This is a genomic window from Novosphingobium sp. AP12, assembly GCF_000281975.1.
Lineage (GTDB): Bacteria > Pseudomonadota > Alphaproteobacteria > Sphingomonadales > Sphingomonadaceae > Novosphingobium.
In genome coordinates this window covers 21,127-42,140 of the sequence record NZ_AKKE01000029.1, presented here as the reverse complement: position 1 = coordinate 42,140, position 21,014 = coordinate 21,127, and the positions used below count along the sequence as shown (strand labels likewise).

The following is a 21,014-nucleotide window of genomic DNA, read 5'->3' as shown; positions in this document are numbered from 1 at the left end:
TGGCGGGACGCCACGGCCGCCGCAATGCCCTGCTGGGCGCCAGCGCTCTGTGCGCAGCCGCCTATTTCAGTTGGCTGTTCATCCCGGCCGAGCATCCCGAGCCCTATGTCCACATTTGCGCTCTGCTTTCGGGGATTGCGACCGGCGGCGTTTTCCTTGGTCTCTACACCGTGCTAACCGACACGATGGACTATTCCCGCCATGCCCAGGGCGAAAACCGCGCCGGCATGCTGGCCGGAATCTTCGTGATGGTCGAAAAGGGTACGGCGGCCTTCGGCACCTTCGTGTTCAGCATGGCTATGGCCTGGGTGGGCTTTGTATCTTCGACCGGCGACGGCGCGAGCACGCAGCCCCCGGCTGTGCGCGTGGGCATCATGATCGCGCTGTCGCTGGTGCCAGCCCTGGCCGCCGTGGCCGCCGCGCTGATCATGATGCGCTACCGCCTACCGGGAGAGCCCCTTTCGCCTTCGGGCAAGCCTGACGTCAACGGGCCGGAGCCTCGACACGGCAGCGCTATATTGGAGACAGCTGTGCCGTAATACCCATGAATACCCAAATACTACATGACGGCGGGCCACCGATGGGTGGCCCGCCTATTTGTGTTCTCGCTATTCTTAACATATCCGACCTACGGATATAGGTAACTAGACATTATATTTGGGAACCAATCACGACATCATGATGCCTCGAGGACAATATAACTTGAGGGAATTATCCATGACCGATCGGCCGAGATGTTTTTACGTGACCGGAAGCGCTATCGCTGCCGCGCTCGTCCTCGCATCAAGCCCTGCATTGGCACAGCAGGCGGAAGACAGCGAAAACAGCAACACCATCGTCGTCACTGCCAAGAACCGTAAGGAAAACCTGCAGGACGTGCCGCTGGCGATCACCGCGCTCAGCAGCCAGGATCTCGCCAGCGCGCAGATCCGCGATGCCCGCGACCTCCAGAAGATCACGCCGAACCTCAGCCTCTTCGCCGGGTCGGGCCGTAACGACCCATCCGCCTACTCACTGCGCGGACTTGCCCCCAACACTTCGGACGAGCGCTACCAAGGCATCTCGATCTTCATCGACGGCGTGGCGCTGTCGGGCCAGCTCGCTTCGCTGGATCTCGAGAACCTGCAGCGCGTCGAAGTCATCAAGGGGCCCCAGAGCGCCACGTTCGGCCGCGCGACCTACAGCGGTGCGATCAACTATGTCACCGCCGACCCCTCGGGCGACACTATCGCTGGTTTCGTCAAGGCGCGCGGAAGCCTGACCAACAGCGCTCCGGAAGCTAGCTATTACGTGGGCGGCACCATCACCGCGCCGATCGTGCAGGACGCGTTGTGGCTATCGGTTTCTGGCTCACTGATGCAGAACGGCGCCTTCGCCAAGTCGGTAGACGACCGGGCGCCGATCGGACGCGAGCGAACGCAGGTCGCCTCCGGCACGCTGTTCTTCAAGCCGGACGAAACCTTCTCGATCAAGCTGCGTGGAATGTACCAGCACGACCGCGATTCCTCGCCGTCGCAGGTCGCCGAGCATCCGCGCGAATGGCTGAACGCAGGCGTGCCGGTTTCGCCCTTCGCGCGCGGCAACGGCTCGTTCTTCCCCTCTTACCTTCCCAGCGGTGATCTCGATTCCATCGGCACTCAGGGCGCCACCGGATACGGCCGCGACCGCTACTTCGCCAGCGCCGTCGTCACCAAGCAACTGGGCGACTACGAACTGAGCTACCGGGGCGGCTACTTCAAGGAATCGCGCTGGGCCAACGTGGCAACGGTGCCGCGCGCGGTCAAGCCGGGGCAGGACCCGGTCTTCGGGGACCTGGTGACCAACGGCACCGTCACCGTGCGCAGTTCGGTGCTCGGCACCTTCCCCTCGACCGAGACGTTCGAGAACACGAGCCACCAGGTCATGCTCCTCTCACCGGGTGACAAGTCCTTCCGCTGGAGGGCGGGGCTTTACTACTTCTGGGAAAACGATCTATCGGCCTTCACCGGCTACGGCACGCCTGCAAACCCCAAGGGCGTGACCCGCAACGACAACCTTACCAACATCGCGGTTCTCGGCGGATTCGACTGGGATTTCACCGACAAGCTGACGCTCAGCGGCGAAGGCCGGTATGCGCGTGAGAAGGTGTCGTCGCCTGCCTGCCCAAGCTGCGCATTCTATCCCACCGCCACGGATTTCAGTAACAAATCGAACGACTTCAGCCCTCGCGTGACCCTGAGCTACAAGGTTACAGGCGAGAACATGGTCTATGCGCTGTTCTCGAAGGGCGTGAAGAGCGCTCGCTTCAGCTTCGTCAACGTCGCCGGAACTTTCGTCGGCCTGGCTGCGGATCCCGAAAAGCTGTTCAACTATGAAATCGGCAGCAAGAATTCGTTCTTCGACGATCGCCTGACACTCAACCTCGCAGCCTTCTACGACGAAGTGAAGGACCAGCAACTGGTCTCCACGCAAGAGCGCACGGTCAACGGCAACACCGTCAACATCGCCACGGTCGGAAACGTCGGCGCCTCTACCATCCTTGGTTTCGAAGGCGAAGCCAGCCTGAAGGTGACGCCGCGTCTGACCCTGCGGGGTTCGGTCGGCTATGCCCACCAGGAATTCACCGCCAAGAACCCCATCATCATCAGCGCCAGCTCGACATACGGCTTCCCGCCCAGTGGGAACAATTCCGTCGTGCTCGACGGCTTGACCCAGGCCAACGTGCCGGACTGGAACGGCTTCATCGGCGGCGAGTACAAGCTGCCGGAAGTGGGTGGTTTCTCACCGACCCTGCGCCTGGACGGGGCCTATCGCGGAAGCTGGTACGCCAACCTCGCCAACACCGTGAAGGGCCGCTCGGCCTGGACAATGGACACGCGGATCAACTTCGCCAGCGACATGATCGACTTCTCTCTGTTTGGCCGCAATATCCTCAACAACCAGCGCCCGACCGGCTCGGGTCTCGCCGGTGCCACGGCCACCTGTATCTTCGTGGAGCGTGACACGGCCACCTACGGCTCGAACCAGCAGTGCCTCTACGCCTCGGTTCCCCGCCCCGCCGAATGGGGCATGGAAGCCACGCTGCGGTTCTAAACCACTCCGGAAGTGATTCGAAATCGGCCCGGTAGGAACTTTCCTGCCGGGCCTTTTCTTTTTCTCCGGCCTCCCCGCCCGGAAGTCTCGACGAAATGTCCGGACACGACCCCTGCCGCATGGACTTTTCCGCAGGGCCGCGACATTCAGGTCCCGCATCGTCATGTCCGACCTGCGGTGATCCCCGGTGATAACCGACCTGCAAGGACATAGCTCCTGCATCCCTGATGCGTCGGATGCAGATCGCGCCGCAGGCAGGGAAAAATCCCGTCTTCTACCCACGGGCAGGTGCCGCACGAAGTCGACGTAGAGCGACCCGGTGACGGAAGGCAAGGTTCAGGTTCAAGTGGAGTTTTTATATGAAAAAGTCTGTCACGCGGGTGCTGCTGGTCGCAACGGCACTCACCACGCTTCCGACAATAGCCATGGCGCAGGACGCACCGCAGGACACGGACACCGCCTTCGGAGACATCGTGGTCAGCGCCCAGCGCATCGACCAGCGTCTTCAAGATGTTCCGATCTCGGTCACCGCGATCACCGCCGACGAGATCGAGACCCGTCAGGTCCTTTCACCGACCGACATCGGCCGCCTCGCGCCCAACGTGAACCTTAGCTCGGTCACCGGCGGCAGCGCCGGCCTCACCGCCTATATTCGTGGCGGCGGCGTCACCGACGGCGGCTACATCATGTCGGAGCCCGAGGTCGCACTCTACGTCAACGATGTCTATAATGCCCGCATGCAAGCCGCTCTGCTCGACTTCGCCGAGATCGAGCGGATCGAAGTCCTGCGCGGGCCCCAGGGCGTGCTCTACGGCCGTAATGCCGCGGCGGGTGCGATCAACATCATCACCAAGCAGCCGGCCGACACTCTCACCGGCAACGTCCAGGTCGGCTACGGCACCTGGAACGAGCGCCGTGCGAAAGGCTACCTTTCGGTGCCGATCAGCAAGGACGGCAAGTGGGCCTTCTCCCTCAACGGGATCGTTCGTGCCCGCGACGGCGGTCGTCAGTACAACGCGACACTCGATCGCAAGGTGGGTAAGGAAGACTTCCAGGGCGGCCAGTTCGACCTCGCTTACAAGGGTGATGCGATCAAGGGCAGGCTTAACCTGTTCTACGTCCACCTCAATAGCGACGGACAGTGGGCCAGCAACACGGTAACCAACGACGAGGGCAAGATCGTGCCGCTCTCGGGCTCCTACCGGACCGTGCTCTCGCCCTTCCCCTCTTATACCACGGTCACGCAGAAAGGCGGATCACTGCGCCTCTCGGCCGACTATCCGGGCGGTACGATCACCTCCATCACTGCCTACTCGCGCCTGAAGGACAGGTGGGGAGAGGACTTTTCGGGCGGCGTCTATCCGGCGATGATCGGTAGCCCCGGCGAAGCGCCGCTATCGCTTTTCGAGCGCGAAAGCCGATCGAAGTCCTGGCAGATCAGTCAGGAAACCCAGTTCGCCGGCGAGCTAGCGGACGATCTCGTGAATTATGTCGCAGGGCTCTACTACTTTCACGAGCAGGGCGATCAGGACATGAACTCCACGATCTTCTTCGCGCCTTCGTCAACGCGGTTCCATGCAGCAACCGATGCCTGGGCAGGCTATGGCCAGTTGACCTTCAACGCTACCGACCAGCTCTCAATCGTTGCGGGCGGACGTTATACGCTGGAGGACAAGAACCTCAACGCCACGCTGGCGGGCACGCCCGCGATAAGCCGCGACCACTACGAAAAGTTCACGCCGAAGTTCGGGATCAACTTCAAGCCCTCGCGCGATGTTCTGTTCTATGGGTCATACACTGTCGGCTTCAAGTCGGGCGGCTATAACGGCCTGGCCTCCACCGCCGAGCAACTCGCAACCGCTTACAAACCCGAAACCACCAAAGCATGGGAAGCGGGCGTCAAGGCAGACATCGGCCGCACCCTGCGCGGTTCGCTCGCCGGATTCCTCAACAAGATCATCGACCGGCAGGAAACGGTGAATCTCAACGACGGCGGCTTCCTGGTCGAGAACTACAACGTCAGGATCGCGGGCATCGAAGCCGAACTGGCATGGCGCCCGGTGACCGGCCTTCAGGTCTGGGGCAACGGTTCGGTCAACTGGGGCAAGTACCTTTCCACCGACTCTGTCGTAGCCTCTGTCATAGACAACGACCCGCCCTCGCTGCCCAAATACCAGGGAACCATTGGCGTTGACTACTCACTTCCAATGGGACCGGGAACGGCCAAGATCGGCGCGGACGCCGCATTCCGCGACCAGTACTATTCTACGCCGGACAATCTGGAGGTCGGCCACGTGGAAGCCACGCAGTTGGTCAATGCCTATTTCGGTTACGATGTAGGGCCCTGGACCTTCCAGGTCGCCGGCAAGAACCTCTTCAACCAGACCTATTGGACGACCGGCTTCGGGTTCTCCGTCATCAACCCGCGCATCATGGCCAATCCGCGTACGGTGCTCGCCACGGCAAAGTACAGCTTCTAGCGACGCGAAAGTCGGGCTCCTCCGCGACAGGGGAGCCCGGCTTCATGAGTTGGAGCGTGGATCCGGGAGTTCAGGCAATGCAGTCAGGTCGCTTTTACGGGCTGAACGTCGTCGTAACCGGGGGACGCGGCGGCATCGGGGCCGCCATCGTTTCAAGTTTCGCGCAGGAAGGTGCATCCGTCGTCAGCGCAGATATTTCCTGCGAGGACGAGGAGCCGCACAACGCTTCCGGTTCTCCGGGCGTGATCGAGCGCCGGCTCGACGTCAGTGACGAAACGGGCTGGAAGCACATGTTCGAGTTCGTCGAGGCCCGGTTTGGAGCGCTCGACGTTCTCGTCAATAATGCTGGCATCTATTCACCAAACATTGCATTCGAAGACATGCCCCTCGATGTCTGGCAGCGCCACTTCGCCATCAATTCCGATGGCACCTTCCTGGGCTGCAAGCACGCTATTCTGCACATGAAGGAGCGCGGGCGCGGTTCGATCGTGAACATAGGTTCGGGCATGTCCATCACGGCCAACCCGAACGGCGCCGCCTACAGCGCCTCGAAGGCCGCAGCCCTGATGACCACGCGAACGGCCGCACGCGCCGCCGGCCGGTACGGTATCACCGTCAACGCGGTGCTGCCGGGCGCCGTGCAGACCACGATGCTGATGGGCAATCTCCGGGACGAGGAAACGGAGAACGATTTCCTCCGACGTATGGAGAGCTTCAGCCCGTTGGGCCGCCTTGCTTCATCCCTCGATATCGCCCGCGCCGTCCTGTTCCTCGCTGACCCCGCCAATCGCGCGATTTCGGGTATTCATCTGCCCGTAGATGGAGGAAACATCCCCGGGGCATGACGGCCGTTCCGATCATCGCCGGAAGACCGCATCGTGCATTTTTTGGATCACAAGCTTTTCGCTGGCGCGCTACGATCAGGGCTGACTGAGGTTGGGGCTGATCTCTGGACGATCTCAGCTGCCCCCGAGTGGGGGCACAGAGTCGCACGCATCGCTCTACGCCACGCGCCGCTGCCGAACTCGATGCGATAGTCGCTGGACCGTGCGGACCGACGCGGGTCGCTTTATTGATGTTCTGCTGGAGATAATTGTCGAGCCAAGCGCCAGTCACGCACCATGCCGGAGCCGCATCCCAGACCCTGAACGCCGTACGCCCCGCGAGGCTGTGCCTGCGGAGTTGGGGTTAAGCTGGGGGTTAAGTGCTTGGTTGCGTGGGCGCGCAGGCCCAGACGATGGAAGAACGCGCGCGCACTGCTACGACAGCCGCGCAGACCAAGACCGGCACGAGCGACGCGCTGCGCGAGAATTACGTGACGCCCGGCATCAGCGGCCAGGCGATCTCGACAATCGACAGTTCCGCAACGCTCACGCCGTCGCTGAGCTGCCAGAAGTCAGCGAGCCTGCTCCAGGTCCTCATCCAGCCCAGCGCCACCGGCGACATCACGATGCTTCGGATATCGCAGGACACGGATTCCGACGGCAGCTTCGACATCTCGAACACGCTGGCCCAGCAGTTTTCGGGCATCTGCGCCAACGGGGTGATCTCTTGCGATCCCGGGACATGGAGCCAGTGCCACCATTTCCGTTGGGACATCGCCGCCGACCGCGCCGCCAGGCTGACAGAAGTCGAGATGCCCAAGCTTGCCGGATGCTACTGTATCAACAACAGTTGCGGCACCAATCTGGTCTGGGGTAACCTCGCCGAAGTGCTGAAGGACATCGGCGGCGGCATCGTCGGTGCCCTGACGACCAGCGATCCCAGGATGGGCGTGGCGCAGGCGCAAGTCAGCGGGCCGGTGATCGACTATATCGGCGCGCAGGCGACGGCGTGTACCGCGAACTCTTCGGTCAGTCAGACGGCCTACCGGGCCAGTCCGGCCGCAATCCAGAGCGATGCCACCACGCTGGCCACATCGAGCAGCGTGTTTCAGGCACTGGCGGCATCGCCGGCAGGCACGGGCAAGGCGGAGCAGGTCAGAAATTGCGCAATCGAACAGCACGTCACGGTCTTTGATCCCTCGATCGACGACATCGTCAGCCGCACTTCAGGAGGCCATTCCGAGGTGCGCTCGGGCAGCACCGCGATCGACTTTCTCATGGGGTCGCCTGCCGACAACAGCCTGAGCGGAGGGCAATGCAGCCTCTTCGATTTCAGGATGATCCTGCACGTCAGCGACCCGACGCGGATCACCCGGCGCGGCTGCCTGAGTATTTCGCGGACGACTGGGCCCAGGTCCGGATGATGGCGCGCTCGTCGCGTCCAGTCCGAATGCCTGGACGACGACCGGCCTGCCGCCCGGCAAGTGAGAAGAAAGATACCTTCTACGCCTATCCCGATCTCGACCTCCTGCCTTATCTCACGCAGGGCGATCACGAGATCTGGCTGCGCGTTGCGGTTGCGCAAGGCGGCGAAGCCTTCGCCAAAGTCCACGTGGAGGTCGACGATGCCTGTGCCACCAGCGAGCAGCTGATCGACCAATGTGCGGGCTATGCCTCCGACACCCAGTGCCGCCTGGTATCGGAGGAGGTCGACGGCGTCGCAACGTTCAACAAGGGCGTACAGACTGGCCTGAAGCCCCTGACACAGGCCCGGCAGTTCGGTGCGGATCGTTGCGCGGTGTCCGTGACCCGCGACTTCTTCGAGCGGGCGCGCAGCTACGGCTGCGTTGTCGATACCGGAAATATCGCCGCGCCCGATCTCTCGCGCGGCGCCTATATCATCGATCATTCCACCGAGACGATGCTGGCCGACCAGGTCCGCCATCCGGATGGCAGCACTGCGCAGACAACGTCTGCATTCTCGCTTCCCGATCACGGCTCGGTCGCGGCCTGCGAACCGGTCTGCAAGACCCGGGCACCCCGGGTCAACACGGCCGCGTCGCCTGCCGGCGTCATGGCCGCGCAGCAGAACGACCCTGTGCGTTGGGACACCTTCTTCCAAGTCTGCGGCGCGGCAAACGTATGCCCGGCAGGCGAAGGCGAGGAAATCGTCGCCGCATGCGGGTGCCTCGACGATTTTCCCGAAGCGGTGGTCATGATGCAGTCGGTCAGGCTCGCCGGTGCCGACACGACCTGCACAAGCGTAGCGCCATGACGTCGCATCCCTTCCGCGCCGCCCTGCTGGTAGTGGGCCTCCTTGCTGCAATCGGTCTCGCGCCGCCTGTTCAGGCGCAGCAGGTCTGCGCGAGCGACCTCGATGGCAACGGTGATGCGGCGGATGCTGGCGAAACCGCGAGTTGCCTCGCGACCGTCGCGGGAGGATGGCAATGCCCTATCCAGCAGACGGCGTGCACGGTTTCGCAGGCAGGTGTCTTCGCCTGTCCGCTGGGAAGCCAGTATTCGTGCGAGACACCGGCAGCCGGCGGCGCGCCGACCTGCTCTCCCAGTGCCTGCATCGACACCCAGGCAAACCCCGTCGAGGACGAGGGCGTAGTCGACGATCCAGGCGTGCCCGCCGACGGGACGATTGATGCTGACGGCAATTGCACCGCCAATATTCAGATCTTCTCGGGACGGGGCATGCGTTGCCGGCCGGCGGGGCTCAAGACGACCTTCCAGAACTGCTGCAAGGACAAGGGCGAGATCATCAAGGACGGCATGTGCTCGTCGCTGACATCGCTCTCGACCAAGATCGCCGTCGCCAAGGGCGTCTTCACTGGCACGAAAGCGGCCTACACCGCCTTCGGGCGTCAATGCCATTATTGCCGGCATCGACCCGACCTCGATCGCGATCAGCCTGGCGATCAATTTCATGATCGAGGTCCTGCTCCAGGGCTGCGACCAGCAGGACATGGAGGTGGGCATGCTGCGCGGGTCAGGCATGTGCCACGAAGTGGGCAGCTATTGCAGCTCGAAGATCCTGGGCATTTGCGTGCAGAAAGCGCGCGGCCACTGCTGCTTCAACACCAAGCTCGGCCGCATCATCCAGGAGCAGGGTAGGCCCCAGCTGAAGGCGTTCAACGCGATCGGATGGGGCACCCCCCGAAGCCCTGCGTGCCGCGGCTTCACCGCCGAGGAATTCCAGGCGCTCGATTTCAGCAAGATGGATCTGTCTGAATACTATGCGGACATCGAGATGCGCACTTCCGGCGAGATCCAAGTCGACATGAAGGAACGGATCGATGCCCACTGCAGGTGTTCGGACACTGACATGCGCAAGGCAATGGCACTTGCGGTCGCTGCGCTCGTCGCCGTGCCGGGTCATGGCAACGCCCAAGCCCCAGACCGAGCCCAAGCCCAGGTCGAGCGCGGCGCTGCAAAACGAAAGATCCAGGCACAAGGCGACGACGCCATGGAACGGGTGAGACGCGCGATCGAGGCGCGCAAGCCCGGCGCCGATGCACCGATGCCCGCTCTGCCAGCGAACCCCGACGCCGTGACATCACGCCGGGCATTCGACGCGCTGCGCACGCGCGGCAAGACGCCCGACATCGACCAGCGCGCCAGGACAGCTCTCGAGCAGGGCCGCCGCGATGTCGCGAATGACCGTGATGCGATGGTGAGACGGCTGAACCAGGCGTTTGGCATCGAGGCACCCGAGACCGCCGCGCTCGCGCGCGCCGCCCTGCCTGCAACCCCACCGGGGTGCGTGCCGGTGCTGTTCGTGTCCTCGTCGATGCCGATCGCGACGTTACGCACATACGCCGCGCAGCTCGAAAAGGCGCGGGGCGTGATGGCGTTGCGGGGCATGCCCGGCGGCCTTAGCAAGATCGCCCCCCTGGCAAAGCTGTCCGCTCAGATATTGCGCCTCGATCCCGGCTGTGACGGCCCGGCCTGCGCAATGCGCGACGTTCAGCTGATCGTCGATCCGATCGTGTTTCGCCAGCATGGCGTGGCCCGGGTTCCGGCTCTCGCGATGATCCCCAGCAACCCGACACTTCCCTATTGTGAACGTGAGGATGAGAGCCCGCGCAGCGCGCATCTGGTCCTGGGCGATGCCGCGCTTTCGGGAATGGTCGAGGAATTCGCCCGCCTGGGCGGCAAAGAGGAGGTGCGCGATGCTCAGGCACGCCTGGAAATTCGCTAGGACCGCATGGCCCGAGATCAAGCTGTTGCCGCTTCGCGCAGGCGTCGCCCTGGGTGCCTCGGGCCTCGGCCAGCCGCCCCGGCCAGGGCAGCTCTTCAAGGCCTACTGCATCGTCCTTCCGGTGGGCCTACTGACGTGGTGGGCCATACCCCAGGTCACCTGAGTAATGAGCCCTTCGATCGATGCCTGGGCGGTCCGTGCAGATCCTGGACCGATCCGGCGCGGCGACCTCGTCTCATTCATGCTGGTCCATCCTCTGGCTGGCCCCACGCCCGTCCCCGTGACCAAATATGCAATGTGCCTTCCCGGCGACCGGCTGCAGATGACCGAAAAGCGCTCGATGTGGCCCGGTGGCAAGGATGGCTGGTACTACTGCAACGGGCACCTGATCGCGATAAGCAAGCCGGTTGGACGTGGCGGGGTGCGCCTGGAACATTACGTTCCGCATCAGCCAATAATACCCGAAGGCTTCATCTTCGTCGGCTCGCACCATCACATCGGTTGCGACAGCTATTACGGGCCGGTCGCGATCCCGCGGCTGACCCGAATGGGGCGGGTGCTGTGAGACCACGGTCCATCATCGCACTGACCGCGCTGGTCTCGGCGTGCTGCGCGACCGACGCCCTCGCCGCGCCACCGCCGACGGTACAGCAAGATCGCTTGAAACTTGGGTACTGGTGGTACGCGCCTGATCCCGAACCAGCTGAGCCTGCGCCAAATGAGGTACTGGCCAAACCCGTCATTCCGCCATCTGCCGAGCTTGCGCGCCTTTCTCCGCCACAGATCCGCAAGCTCATCGAACAGCAGCGCGACTATGCAGCGACAGTGCTTAGTGTGGATGCCGTCGCCGATTTCTGGTGACTGGAGGATTTCGCCCGCCGCAAGGCGCGGGCGTTCGCCGGCGTGACCCAGATCGCCATGCTGCAGCATCCCGAACTCAATTCCAGATCCGCCAATCCCATGGTCGGCGATGCGCGTAACCAGTTGCTCGCTCACAAGGACGATGTTCGGCGCCAGTACCTGCGCTGCCAGGCGGGTGAATTCGCGCTGGTGATGTTCAGCCGGACGAGCTGCGGCTACTGCCGGGTCCAGTGGCCGATCGTCCAGCGCTTTCAGGACGACATGGGCTAGCAGGTCACACTGATGGATCTCGACCGGCGCCCGGACTCGGCAGCCGGTTCGGCATCGAGATGACGCCCACGACCATGATCATCCGCCGCGCCAGCCAGCAGCGGATGGTCATCGCCAGCGGCGTCGAGGCTTATCCCGCCCTCGCGCAGATGGCGTATCAGGCGGTCCGCCTGCTGCGCGGCGATATCCGCCCCGAACAGTTCATGACCGGCCCGCGCGAAGACGACAGATTCTTCGATGCCCTGGGCAACGGACCGGTGTCGGCAAACGATCCCAACGGGGCCGCCGCGGGGATCGTCGATGCGAGCCTGGGAGCGGGACGATGAGGGCGGCGCCTAAGACCGCACCTGGAACACCCTGCCCCCTCATACGCCGCTGCGCGTCAGGCGGGGATTCGCGCCGCCTCGCCGCGCTGCACGAGCAGGCGCACTGCCTTCTGGTCGAAACTCACGAAAGTCTCGCCGCCAAGCCATTGCCCTTCGTGAGCGATCACCCCATCGGCAAAGTCACCGCCGGCGTCGAGCATAGCAAGCCCGGCCTCGACGGCCTGGCGGTCGAGGCGCACGTTTTCAGCTTCCAGGAGGACCCGCACCGCACCTGCTATACCGGTGGCGGGCAGTTTGTAGAGGCGGGCGAGCACCCAGCAGAACTCGCAGAGCGATGGGAGCGCGATAGCGACGATCTCCGCCTCGCGCATCAGCTTCTGTGCCAACAGGCCCTGCACCGGGTCGTCGAGCGTCGCGGCGCGCACGAGGATGTTGGTATCGGCGGTGATCTTCACAGCTCGCCGGCCCAGCCTTGTTCGATCGCCGCATTCATGTCCTCGATCGAAACCGCCGGCTGGCCCTCGCGGCGGAGCGCCCCGAAGAAGCCTTCGATGCTGCCCGAAGGGCGTGTCGCGCGGATCCGCACTTCGCCGCCAGGTGCCTTCTCGAACGTGATCCGGTCGCCCGGATGGACACCGAGGTGCTGGAGCAAATCCTTGCGCAGCGTGATCTGCCCCTTGGTCGAAATCGTCAGCCCGTTCATCGCCCGAGTCCTTTCGTCGATAAATGTAAGTAGGATTTCCCTTACTGACAAGTCGCCTGCCGCTCAGGGGATAACGGGCCAGACCCGGCGGCGCGATGTCAACTTCACCAGAGCAATCTGTCTTCAGCGGTCGGCCGCGTTGATGAGATGTGGCCTGGCAAACCTGGACACCGGGATAAGTGGATTTTCTGCCTGACGGCGGCCAGGATGGCCGCCTGACAGGAGTAGAGATGAGCAAACGCCCCCATAGGAATCACAGCCCGGCCTTCAAAGCGAAGGTGGCGTTGGCCGCCGTGAAGGGCGAGAAGACGCTGGCGGAGCTGGCGCAGTTATATGATGTGCACCCGAACCAGATCACGACGTGGCGCACGCAGCTTCTGGAAGGAGCCGCCGGCGTGTTCGGGAACGAGGCGCGTAGCGAGGGGTCGGATCCCATCCGCAACGCCTTTGAAGACCTCAGAAAGCTCTTCCATCCGCAGGCGGGCGGCATCCCACAGTTCATCTGTCAAGATACGCAACTGCGGCACCTCCTTAGGAATCCATGGCCATGACACTCGCTTCCCAGTCGATGGGTTCTTTATGAACTTCTGCCGATTCCAAACAAGGACACCCACATAGAGTTTGTTCTGTAGAATTCCCGTCCTGCGCGCCCGGTGCCCGCGTATGGTTGTGTCAGACCACTGTTTGCCGAACGGTCCAGGTATGCACTCACGATTGAGATCGGTCGCAATTGCTCGCGGGCTTTTTCCGCTAGAGAACTCCCGGAAGATCTGATGTATGACAAGCGCTTCGGCCTCATTTATCGATCTCTCCCCTCGGATCAGCTCACCATTGCCATCCACCCTTTTGGCGACGTCGTAGCCGTAGCAAATACCCCCGCCCGACTTGCCTTTTTCAACTCGACCGCGAAGCCCTCGATGGGTCTTTTTCGCAAGGTCCTTGAGGAACAGCGCATTCATCGTCCCCTTCAGGCCGACGGGTAGTTCCGTAGTTTCGCCTTCCGCGATCGTGACCAGCTTTGCCCCAGCGAACTGAAAGTGCTTGTACAACGTTGGCACATCCGCCTGATCGCGGGAAATGCGATCAAGTGCTTCAGCCAGAATTGTATCGAACTTTCCCAACTGCGCGTCTTGCAGCAAAGATTGAATCCCAGGGCGTAAGATTACTGATGCACCCGAGATTGCGGCATCATGGTAGGTCTCAATAATCCGCCAGCCTTCCCGGGAAGCTTGATTACGACAGATGGCGAACTGTTTTCGATCGAAGTATGACTTTGTATATCGCTTGAATATCGAGCGTAGAGTGCAGTTCGGGTCACTATAGATCTCCAGTCATCAGGGTAGACGCGCTGCGATGGATCAGCTTGCAAATGTGTTCGATACCGATCTGAAGTTCGGCGGCAGTTTGAGGTAAACGTCCATCTCGATGTATCGGTACCATCGGGGTTTCGCCGCGAATTACGGGGTCCGAAAATCCTGACAACCATCCTTTCCACTTCTCCTCTCCTATACCGGATGGGAGGCTTGGATTGTCGCTGTTACGCGCACTCTGACTCACATAAGACGTGGCTGGCGAATGGATCGCTGCTACTTCTAAGCCGCTCGATCTGTCCATGGGTGGCATTTCTCTGCTTTTCGGTTGCAATGCCACGCACGCAATGGCGAGCCCAAATGGGCGGAAATCCAGGCCACCCTTCGCAATCATTCAGGTCGGTTTCTAGCGGAACGATCTCGTTTTGGCCCTTAGATCGCCTCGCCATATCCTCACGCGCGATGTGCCTATCGATCGCTTCGGCTATCCGACGGATGCGCGCGTCCAAATCATCCATCGCGTTCTGGCCGCCCGGCCTATCCTGGCCAACAGGCGAGGTCACTTGGTTTGGTCCTGATCCGCGTGGTCAGTTTCAAGCGGCAATGACTGGGGCGAGACGACAGTCGCGAGATGAAATACCGCTCCGCCAAATCTGGAAACCAGGCGTTGCGCTACACTCTTGCGGTATCGCAGTTGCCGCTCGGGGGTCGGGCTGTGGTATACGCCTACAGCTTTCCAGTAGTCATGGGTCACTCTGAGCCCGGACAGGAATATCCATTTCGCCGCTTGCACATTGAAGCAGGGGTCATGGATCAGCCATTTGCGGACTAATGCGGGTTCGCGGCCAACGAGCGACGATAAACGGGCGACCCACGAACTGTTCACCTGAAGAGGGCCGAGATCGTGCGTGCCGTTCGTGTTCGCAATTTCTGCGCCGATCCACCCGGCCTCCTGATCGCGAAGTCCCCACAGGGTCCTCTCAAGCCAGGCTCTGCCACCGGCCGCCTGTTGAATGCACTGCGCAAGGCGAGCTTCGTGGTGGTCAGAGGGTGAAGCACGTCCTTCAGCGTGGCTGACTGACACCAAGAGCGAGGCGAGTGGGAGCAATCGGCGGAGGGTCGGATCAACGATCATGTCCACCTCCATGGTCATGGCTGGAGACGTGGTGAGGCTCAGGCGGGGACCGGGAAACGGACTGCTTTCGCGCGGCGTTTTCGTGCTCGTCTCCTTTGAGCGAACTCCGGTCAAGCAGCGAGACGATCCATCGATCGATAGAGCTCGCCGCCGATTGCGCCCGCCCGGCAATGTACGACGCGAGGCCGTCAGCCTTGGCTAATTTCGGCTGAGATTGGGCCGCCGAGAGACCGTCCATGCGCCCCTCCCGCTCGATGCGTTGCTCGTCGCGCAGCCGATCCCAGCGATCGCCATGGAGGGCGGTGCGCCCTTTCACGCGGTCTTTCTCGATCCGGCCCAGACCCTGCAGGGCGGACGTCTTTTCGCCGGATCGCACCTTTAATCTATCGACCAGTCTGTCGCGGTCCTCTGTCCAGAGACTCGCGCCAAACCGGGCGCGGGTGATGGCGGTATAATAATTCTGCATCATCTCGAAGATGGAGGCTGCCACCAATTTCCTGAACTCGATCCAGGTGAACGACTGCCGCCTCGCCAATCGCATGGTCCAGATAACCAAGGGCGACGACAACATGTCCGGCATCATCGAGGAGATGACGGGTTATCGTTCGGTCAAGCAGGGCTTCGCCAAGAGCTACCAGCAGAGCCGTGAGAAGATCGAGGCGAACAGTAACAACCCGACCGAGGACCTCAAGGACGCGCTTGCCAATTGCCCGCCGGAGGTGACCGACATTTTCCGGACCGGCTCGCTCCTTGCCCATGCCGCTTCGCGCGTCGGAGCGGGCGACTGGGCGAGTGTGATGCGGGCCCGGGTTGGTGATGTCTACATGCGCTGGGATCCAACGGACAAAGTTCCCCTCTTCACAGCAATCCCGCAGTGCGCAGGCCAAGATACCGAAAGCGCGCAGGATTTTCTGGCGGGACGGGTGCAGCGCCGTTCGATCAACCTGCCGCCGACAGCCGCGGACTGCGGGCCTGACGGTGCGGGCCGCGGCGCCCTTGTCCTGGCGCGCGAGCGTATGCAGTCGATCGCAGTCAAGATCCGCACCCGCGCCGCCCTTTCGAGCGAAGAGCGGCAGTTCGTTGCGAACGTGCGGACCTTGCCGGTCTACCGCATGCTCGAATGGGGCGTGCGCCAGGGCGTGGTCGATTCCGTGATCGCCGATACCGACGAGCTGGTGGCGCTTACGCTCGCCTATCAGATGCTGAACGACCTCACCCGCACGATCGACTACGCAGTGACCAATGCTGAACGGGGCGCGACGATTTCGGGTTCCGCCGACGCGGGCGTTGCCAACGTGTGCCAGACACGCATCTTGACCAAAGGGATCGAGCAGCTCCGGGACCTGCGCGACGAAGTGCAGCGCCAGCGCGCACAGATGCGGCAGAGCTACATGGCCGCGCTGGACCAGGCGAACCTCTCCACCAGCTATGCCGGTCTCCTGCGAGAGCGCGATCGTGACGCGCGCGACGCCGCCGGCGCCGCTGCGCGCAGCCAGTAGGTTCGTGCGTCATGCGCCAGTTGGTTAAGCTCTCCGCCGCCCTCCCCGCGCTGCTTCTCGCTTCGCCCGCCTTGGCGGTCGATACCAGCTTCCACACCTATGACGGGTTCGCCGAGACGGTCGAGGCATTCCGCCTGGTCTCGATGATCTTCGGCGACCCCCGCTATGAGACGCTGGTGATGATCGTCGCCACCGTAGGGATAGGGCTTGGCGCCATTATCGCGAGCGTGCGCGGCACCGGCATGGGGCTTGTCGCCTTCGGCTTCCAGATCCTCATCGGTGTCGGTCTCTTTGTTGGGCTCGTCGCGACGACGGGTACGGTCCATGTCTATGACCGGGTCCGCAATGCCTATCAACCGGTGGGCGGGGTCCCGAACCTGCTGGTGCTCGTCGCCGGCGCGACGAACATGATGGAACGGGCCCTGGTCGAAACGATCGACGACAACACGCTCGATCCCAATGCCAAAATCGAGTTCGGCGCGGGCGGGCACAGCTTCGACCTGTTCCTGAACGCGGTGTCGCCGCGCGGGCCGATGACCGACATCTTTACCGACGCGACGATCAAGGACTACGTCCGGCAATGCTATCCGGTCGCCCGGGTATCGGCCGCCTACGGGGTCGATGACGACAAGCTCTTTCGCACTGCGAGCGATTTGCCGAGCGCCTTTGCGGCGATGGCCGGCCCTGCGACCTTCGCGACCGTTTACACGGCGGCAGACAAGGGCGGCACTACGGTCAGCTGCAGCGATGCCTGGACACACATTTCGGATCGTTTGTCAGATCCCAGCCTATTCGAAGACTACACCCGGCAGGTCTGCGCGCGCACCGGTTACGACATCGGCAATGGCCAGCAGATGACCCGCTGCCGCCAGCGGCTGGGAGAAATGGGCCAGATGATGCTGGGCCATCCGCTCAGCGCACAGGCGCTCATGACCCATGTGCTGCTGGGGGGCAGCGTGGGCGATGTCCTGTTCGAGGATTCGCCTGCCAGCGCAGCGCGGGTGATGGCCAACCGAGCGATCGTATCGAACGGCCTGGCCACAATGTCGGTGGCCAACGAGTGGATGCCGACGATCCGGGCGACGGTGTTCGGGATCATGCTGTTCATGATCCCGATCGCCCTCCTGTTCATTCTGACGCCGATCAACCTGCGCGTGGCCAGCTTCGCTATCGGCATGTTCGTGTTCGTCGCCCTTTGGGGAGTGATAGACGCCGGGATCTACCAGCTTACCCTCGGCCGTGCGGTTGCAACGATGGAGGAGCTTCGCTCGAACGCGCTTGCGGCCAATGCGTGGTTTCTTGCGCCTTCTGCGGCCATGAAGGCGCTCGCAATCTTCGGCAGTTTCAGGACCGCGGCCGCCGGCCTGGCCGGCGCCTTTGTGTTCACGGTCTTTCGCTTCAGCGGCAACATGTTCACTGCATTCACCTCAGGTTCGCTGGGTATCGCCGGTCAGGGCAGTGCTGCCGCGGCGCCAATGGCGACTATGGAAGGTCAGGCCTCCGCCCTGGAAGCCCAGGCCTCTGCAATGGGCACGCGATCTCGCGCCGCGGCAGCCTCGAGCTTTGGCGACTTCGGCGAGCGATCGAGCTTCGCCGCTAATCGGACGTATGGCGAGGCGGGGCATATTCTGGGCGAGCGTCCCGGCACGCAGGGCAATACCGCCTTCGCGCTGGGCGGCCTCGAGGGCTCCCGCCAACTCGGCAGCCTGGCCCCTGCTCTTAACGGCCGCGACCTCGCCGACCCTCAGGTCGCGCGCGCCGTCCAGGCCAATGCGGCGACCAGTGCTATCCATCAGTTCGCGGAGAAGGACGCCCTGCGCAGTCTTGGCACCGCTTATTTCGGAGAAGGGGAAGCCGGGGAAAAGGCTTTCGCCGCCTTCGGCCAGAACCTGGTCCAGTGGCGAGCGTTCGGAGACGAACGCGCGTACGACATGATGATGCAGTCGGCGACGCGGCATTTCGAGCGGGCCGGCTATTCGGGGAGCGATGCCAGGCTGAAGGCCTCGGGCATCATTGGCGAAGCGCAGTCGGACCCGACATTCGCGAAGCTCATCGCCAACACCTGGGATCAGGAACAGATGCTGGCAAACGACCTGACCTCCGCGCAAGTGCAGGTCGGCGCCATGGAAGGACGGCGCGATTATGCCGGCGACAATGTGGCGGGAGTCGAACGGGCCAATGTCGCGACCGAACAGGGATGGCGCAGCGGCAGCAACCAGGGCCAACGCGAGGCTGCCGGCATGCTCGGTCTTTCGGTCGACGAAACCTCGCGCCGCATCGGGTTCATCAACGCGCTTTCGGGCGAGGCGCGAAGCAGCGCGATCAGCCAGCTTGGGAAGGCCACGGGGCGCAACGAGGCTCAGGTACTCGCCGCGCTCGAGCATTACACGGCGGCGACCCAGGTCGGCACTGCGGACGGGGCAACGGCCGAAGCGCGCCGGGAAGGCACCAGTGTTTATGGGCGAACGCGCGAGGCGGCCGGCTACGACTTTGCCGAACGATCGGGCAAGCTCGATGCCCAGCGCGAAGTCGGCACCAGCGGAACGCGAAGCGCGGCGCGGATCGGCGAGCAGCGCCGCCAATCGGAGAATTTCGGTTTTGCCGAAGGGGCAGCTGCTGCGGGCGTCTCCACACGTCAGGCCGCCCGGCTCGACAGCTTCATCCAGGCCCTTAGCAAAACGTCCGGAAACCAGATCGACATGGCTGAAGGCGGACCGGAGGGTATCGCCGATCGCGCACGGAACGAGCGCCTCACAGGGATTGTCGATCGCGAGCGGCTGACCCGCATGCAGGGGCTGCTGGCCGAAAAGGGCATCAACCTGTCGAAGCGCCAGATCGCCATGGACCAGAACGGCGACCTCGGCCTCAACCTGACGCCCGAAACCGCAGCAGCCATGTGGAAAGCGGGCCTCATCAACGAAAGCCAGCTTGGCGCGATCGCCAATGGGGGACATGCTCGGCTAAGCTTCGCGCACAACGACCTCCTGGTCTCCAGCGGCACGGATTTCGCCCGATCGGCGCGCAGCGATACCAGCACACGCTTCGAAGCCGGCAAGCAGGCCGGCCCAGACACGATCGAGCATTTCATGGGCGGCGGCGCCGAAGGCCAGGCGATGCTCGCCAACTGGCTTCGCGGCGGCTTCGAAATGGACCGCAAGGGCGAGTGGCGATTGAAACCCCAGGTCGCCGATACGCTCCAGCGCGATGTTCAGGCGATCATGACCCAGACCGGATGGGAGCGAACATTGTCCCGATCAGCGCAGGATCAAGCCACGATGGGGACAAACATTGGCCTTAATCTGGGCAAGTCGGTCACCGTATCAGAAACGGAATCATCAGGAGGCCGCGGTGCCACCTCCAGCCGAGGCCAACGACGCTCGGATGTTCCCTTCGAGAAAAAGGATCAGATAAAGTCTGGAAATTTCGGCGCCAATCTGGGGTTTGAAAGCCGCGACGTCGGAGTGCTGAGCGAGAACGCTCAATCCACAATGGATATCGTGAACTATGACGTTCGAAATTCAATAGCCGCAGCAGAACTGGCCGCAGCGCGTAGCAGAGATCCCGCCGCATCGTTCTCGCGTGAACTGTCGACGCGGATTCTAGGGAATGAGGGCATGCGCAACCGCTACCTCCAAGACGCCAACAACGGACGGGCAACATTTGACGTCACCGGACCGTTGACATCCCTGGAACAGAACTCGGTCCTCTCGAAAGGAACGTTCTCAACCGATGTTCACGGAAGTGCCGCCGACGGAGACAGCAACTTCAAAAAGCATCAGGAATGACGATTCCTGTGCGGATCGATGTACGATCCATTGTTCGGGTTGTTGGGATTTCCAACCCACAGCCCCCCAGATCGGGGATCATATATGTTGGTTCCCCTTCTCATCTCAGCCATGAAGCGCATGTGATCTTGGTGGGCGAGCTCGGCCATGAGGCCCTCCTCTTCCTCATCCGTCAGCGACCTTCCCTCGCCCTGACCGACAAAGCTGTCCATCCACTCACGGACAAAACCGGCGCCCAGCACGAGAAGGGCCGTCATCGGCAGGAACAGAACATTTAGGAAGCCCGCCAGCGCACCGCTGTAGAAATCTGCGAGGAACTCGCTCACGTTCGAAGCTGCAAGCCCGGTCCACCAGACAGGGATCGCAGCCCACCACAGTTTCGCATACCAAGGCTTCCACAACCAAGCCGACAGCGCCGGGCGAGGACGGTCTTGATGAGCCATGTCGTGTTCGATGGTAGCGGCCACCGGTGAAATCCTTTCGGATCTCAATTACCATCCAACGCCCATTTTGTCACGTTCGAAAACACAAGGCATCTTGTC

14 protein-coding genes and 5 pseudogenes are annotated in these 21,014 nt (G+C 62.6%); 13 read left to right on the top strand and 6 right to left on the bottom strand.

The genetic code is table 11. The features are described from left to right. The 10 genes and pseudogenes from PMI02_RS06095 to PMI02_RS06060 all read left to right on the top strand — a co-directional run. Nucleotides 1-539 (top strand): MFS transporter (locus PMI02_RS06095; protein ID WP_007680246.1); only part of this gene is annotated, 539 nt, incomplete at its 5' end. 205 nt (nucleotides 540-744) lie between these two features. Next, nucleotides 745-3,072: a TonB-dependent receptor gene (locus PMI02_RS06090; RefSeq protein WP_162130147.1), complete on the top strand. Its 2,328-nt coding sequence runs from the start codon at nucleotides 745-747 to the stop codon at nucleotides 3,070-3,072. Nucleotides 3,073-3,431: 359 nt separating this feature from the next. Beyond that, complete coding sequence (locus PMI02_RS06085) at nucleotides 3,432-5,552, top strand: TonB-dependent receptor (RefSeq protein ID WP_007680242.1); 2,121 nt, start codon at nucleotides 3,432-3,434, stop codon at nucleotides 5,550-5,552. Between the two features lie 77 nt (nucleotides 5,553-5,629). Continuing rightward, nucleotides 5,630-6,397: an SDR family NAD(P)-dependent oxidoreductase gene (locus tag PMI02_RS06080; protein WP_007680240.1), complete on the top strand. Its 768-nt coding sequence runs from the start codon at nucleotides 5,630-5,632 to the stop codon at nucleotides 6,395-6,397. Between the two features lie 392 nt (nucleotides 6,398-6,789). Continuing rightward, on the top strand, nucleotides 6,790-7,800 hold the full coding sequence (locus tag PMI02_RS28345; RefSeq protein WP_007680229.1) for a hypothetical protein: 1,011 nt from the start codon (nucleotides 6,790-6,792) through the stop codon (nucleotides 7,798-7,800). Next, nucleotides 7,800-8,651: a hypothetical protein gene (locus PMI02_RS28340; protein WP_369751209.1), complete on the top strand. Its 852-nt coding sequence runs from the start codon at nucleotides 7,800-7,802 to the stop codon at nucleotides 8,649-8,651. Before PMI02_RS28345 ends, PMI02_RS28340 begins: the two co-directional genes overlap by 1 nt. Continuing rightward, nucleotides 8,648-9,686, top strand: a pseudogene (traN, locus tag PMI02_RS26260) (conjugal transfer protein TraN); the annotation flags it as partial. The gene PMI02_RS28340 and the pseudogene traN, both read left to right, overlap by 4 nt. After that, entirely contained in the window at nucleotides 9,663-10,583 is a 921-nt protein-coding gene (locus PMI02_RS06070) for a type-F conjugative transfer system pilin assembly protein TrbC (protein ID WP_369751210.1), read from the top strand. The pseudogene traN and the gene PMI02_RS06070, both read left to right, overlap by 24 nt. Then, a pseudogene (locus tag PMI02_RS06065) lies at nucleotides 10,555-11,148 on the top strand (peptidase). The gene PMI02_RS06070 and the pseudogene PMI02_RS06065 overlap by 29 nt, the downstream one beginning before the upstream one ends. Before the next feature lie 20 nt (nucleotides 11,149-11,168). Beyond that, nucleotides 11,169-12,040, top strand: a pseudogene (locus PMI02_RS06060) (conjugal transfer protein TraF). Nucleotides 12,041-12,096: 56 nt separating this feature from the next. On the opposite strand, the gene PMI02_RS06055 reads toward PMI02_RS06060, so the two are convergent. Continuing rightward, nucleotides 12,097-12,495 (bottom strand): type II toxin-antitoxin system VapC family toxin, encoded by a 399-nt coding sequence (locus tag PMI02_RS06055; RefSeq protein WP_007680212.1) that lies wholly within the window; start codon nucleotides 12,493-12,495, stop codon nucleotides 12,097-12,099. Continuing rightward, nucleotides 12,492-12,743, bottom strand: a complete 252-nt coding sequence (locus tag PMI02_RS06050; RefSeq protein ID WP_007680209.1) for an AbrB/MazE/SpoVT family DNA-binding domain-containing protein — start codon at nucleotides 12,741-12,743, stop codon at nucleotides 12,492-12,494. The genes PMI02_RS06055 and PMI02_RS06050 overlap by 4 nt, the downstream gene beginning before the upstream one ends. A gap of 230 nt (nucleotides 12,744-12,973) precedes the next feature. On the opposite strand from PMI02_RS06050, the pseudogene PMI02_RS26970 reads away from it, so the two are divergent. Next, nucleotides 12,974-13,162 (top strand): annotated as a pseudogene (locus PMI02_RS26970) (transposase); the annotation flags it as partial. Here PMI02_RS26970 and PMI02_RS26250 read toward each other — a convergent pair. From PMI02_RS26250 to PMI02_RS06035, 3 genes are all read right to left on the bottom strand, one after another. Next, the gene (locus PMI02_RS26250; RefSeq protein ID WP_238539000.1) at nucleotides 13,073-13,948 is read right to left on the bottom strand and encodes a recombinase family protein; all 876 of its coding nucleotides are present in this window, start codon (nucleotides 13,946-13,948) and stop codon (nucleotides 13,073-13,075) included. The pseudogene PMI02_RS26970 and the gene PMI02_RS26250 sit on opposite strands and share 90 nt — an antisense overlap. Before the next feature lie 664 nt (nucleotides 13,949-14,612). Beyond that, nucleotides 14,613-15,188, bottom strand: a complete 576-nt coding sequence (locus PMI02_RS26245) for a lytic transglycosylase domain-containing protein (RefSeq protein WP_238538999.1) — start codon at nucleotides 15,186-15,188, stop codon at nucleotides 14,613-14,615. After that, nucleotides 15,178-15,678 carry a hypothetical protein gene (locus PMI02_RS06035; RefSeq protein ID WP_193372875.1) on the bottom strand — a complete coding sequence of 167 codons (501 nt, stop codon included), beginning with the start codon at nucleotides 15,676-15,678 and terminating at the stop codon, nucleotides 15,178-15,180. The genes PMI02_RS26245 and PMI02_RS06035 overlap by 11 nt, the downstream gene beginning before the upstream one ends. Between PMI02_RS06035 and PMI02_RS06030 the strand changes: the two are divergent. Both PMI02_RS06030 and PMI02_RS06025 read left to right on the top strand, forming a co-directional pair. Beyond that, nucleotides 15,653-16,687, top strand: a pseudogene (locus PMI02_RS06030) (conjugal transfer protein TraH); the annotation flags it as partial. The gene PMI02_RS06035 and the pseudogene PMI02_RS06030 overlap by 26 nt on opposite strands. Before the next feature lie 11 nt (nucleotides 16,688-16,698). Next, nucleotides 16,699-20,472: a conjugal transfer protein TraG N-terminal domain-containing protein gene (locus PMI02_RS06025; RefSeq protein ID WP_007680191.1), complete on the top strand. Its 3,774-nt coding sequence runs from the start codon at nucleotides 16,699-16,701 to the stop codon at nucleotides 20,470-20,472. On the opposite strand, the gene PMI02_RS06020 is transcribed toward PMI02_RS06025, so the two are convergent. Continuing rightward, nucleotides 20,463-20,939: a hypothetical protein gene (locus PMI02_RS06020; protein WP_007680190.1), complete on the bottom strand. Its 477-nt coding sequence runs from the start codon at nucleotides 20,937-20,939 to the stop codon at nucleotides 20,463-20,465. The genes PMI02_RS06025 and PMI02_RS06020 overlap by 10 nt on opposite strands. Between the last annotated feature and the right edge of the window lie 75 nt (nucleotides 20,940-21,014).

Coding starts and splice junctions, on each gene's coding strand:
- PMI02_RS28340 (WP_369751209.1), top strand. CDS start 7,800: ATGGCGCGCTCGTCGCGTCCAGTCCGAATGCCTGGACGACGACCGGCC.
- PMI02_RS06085 (WP_007680242.1), top strand. CDS start 3,432: ATGAAAAAGTCTGTCACGCGGGTGCTGCTGGTCGCAACGGCACTCACC.
- PMI02_RS06025 (WP_007680191.1), top strand. CDS start 16,699: ATGCGCCAGTTGGTTAAGCTCTCCGCCGCCCTCCCCGCGCTGCTTCTC.
- PMI02_RS26245 (WP_238538999.1), bottom strand. CDS start 15,188: ATGATCGTTGATCCGACCCTCCGCCGATTGCTCCCACTCGCCTCGCTC.
- PMI02_RS06080 (WP_007680240.1), top strand. CDS start 5,630: ATGCAGTCAGGTCGCTTTTACGGGCTGAACGTCGTCGTAACCGGGGGA.
- PMI02_RS06050 (WP_007680209.1), bottom strand. CDS start 12,743: ATGAACGGGCTGACGATTTCGACCAAGGGGCAGATCACGCTGCGCAAG.
- PMI02_RS28345 (WP_007680229.1), top strand. CDS start 6,790: ATGGAAGAACGCGCGCGCACTGCTACGACAGCCGCGCAGACCAAGACC.
- PMI02_RS06070 (WP_369751210.1), top strand. CDS start 9,663: ATGAAGGAACGGATCGATGCCCACTGCAGGTGTTCGGACACTGACATG.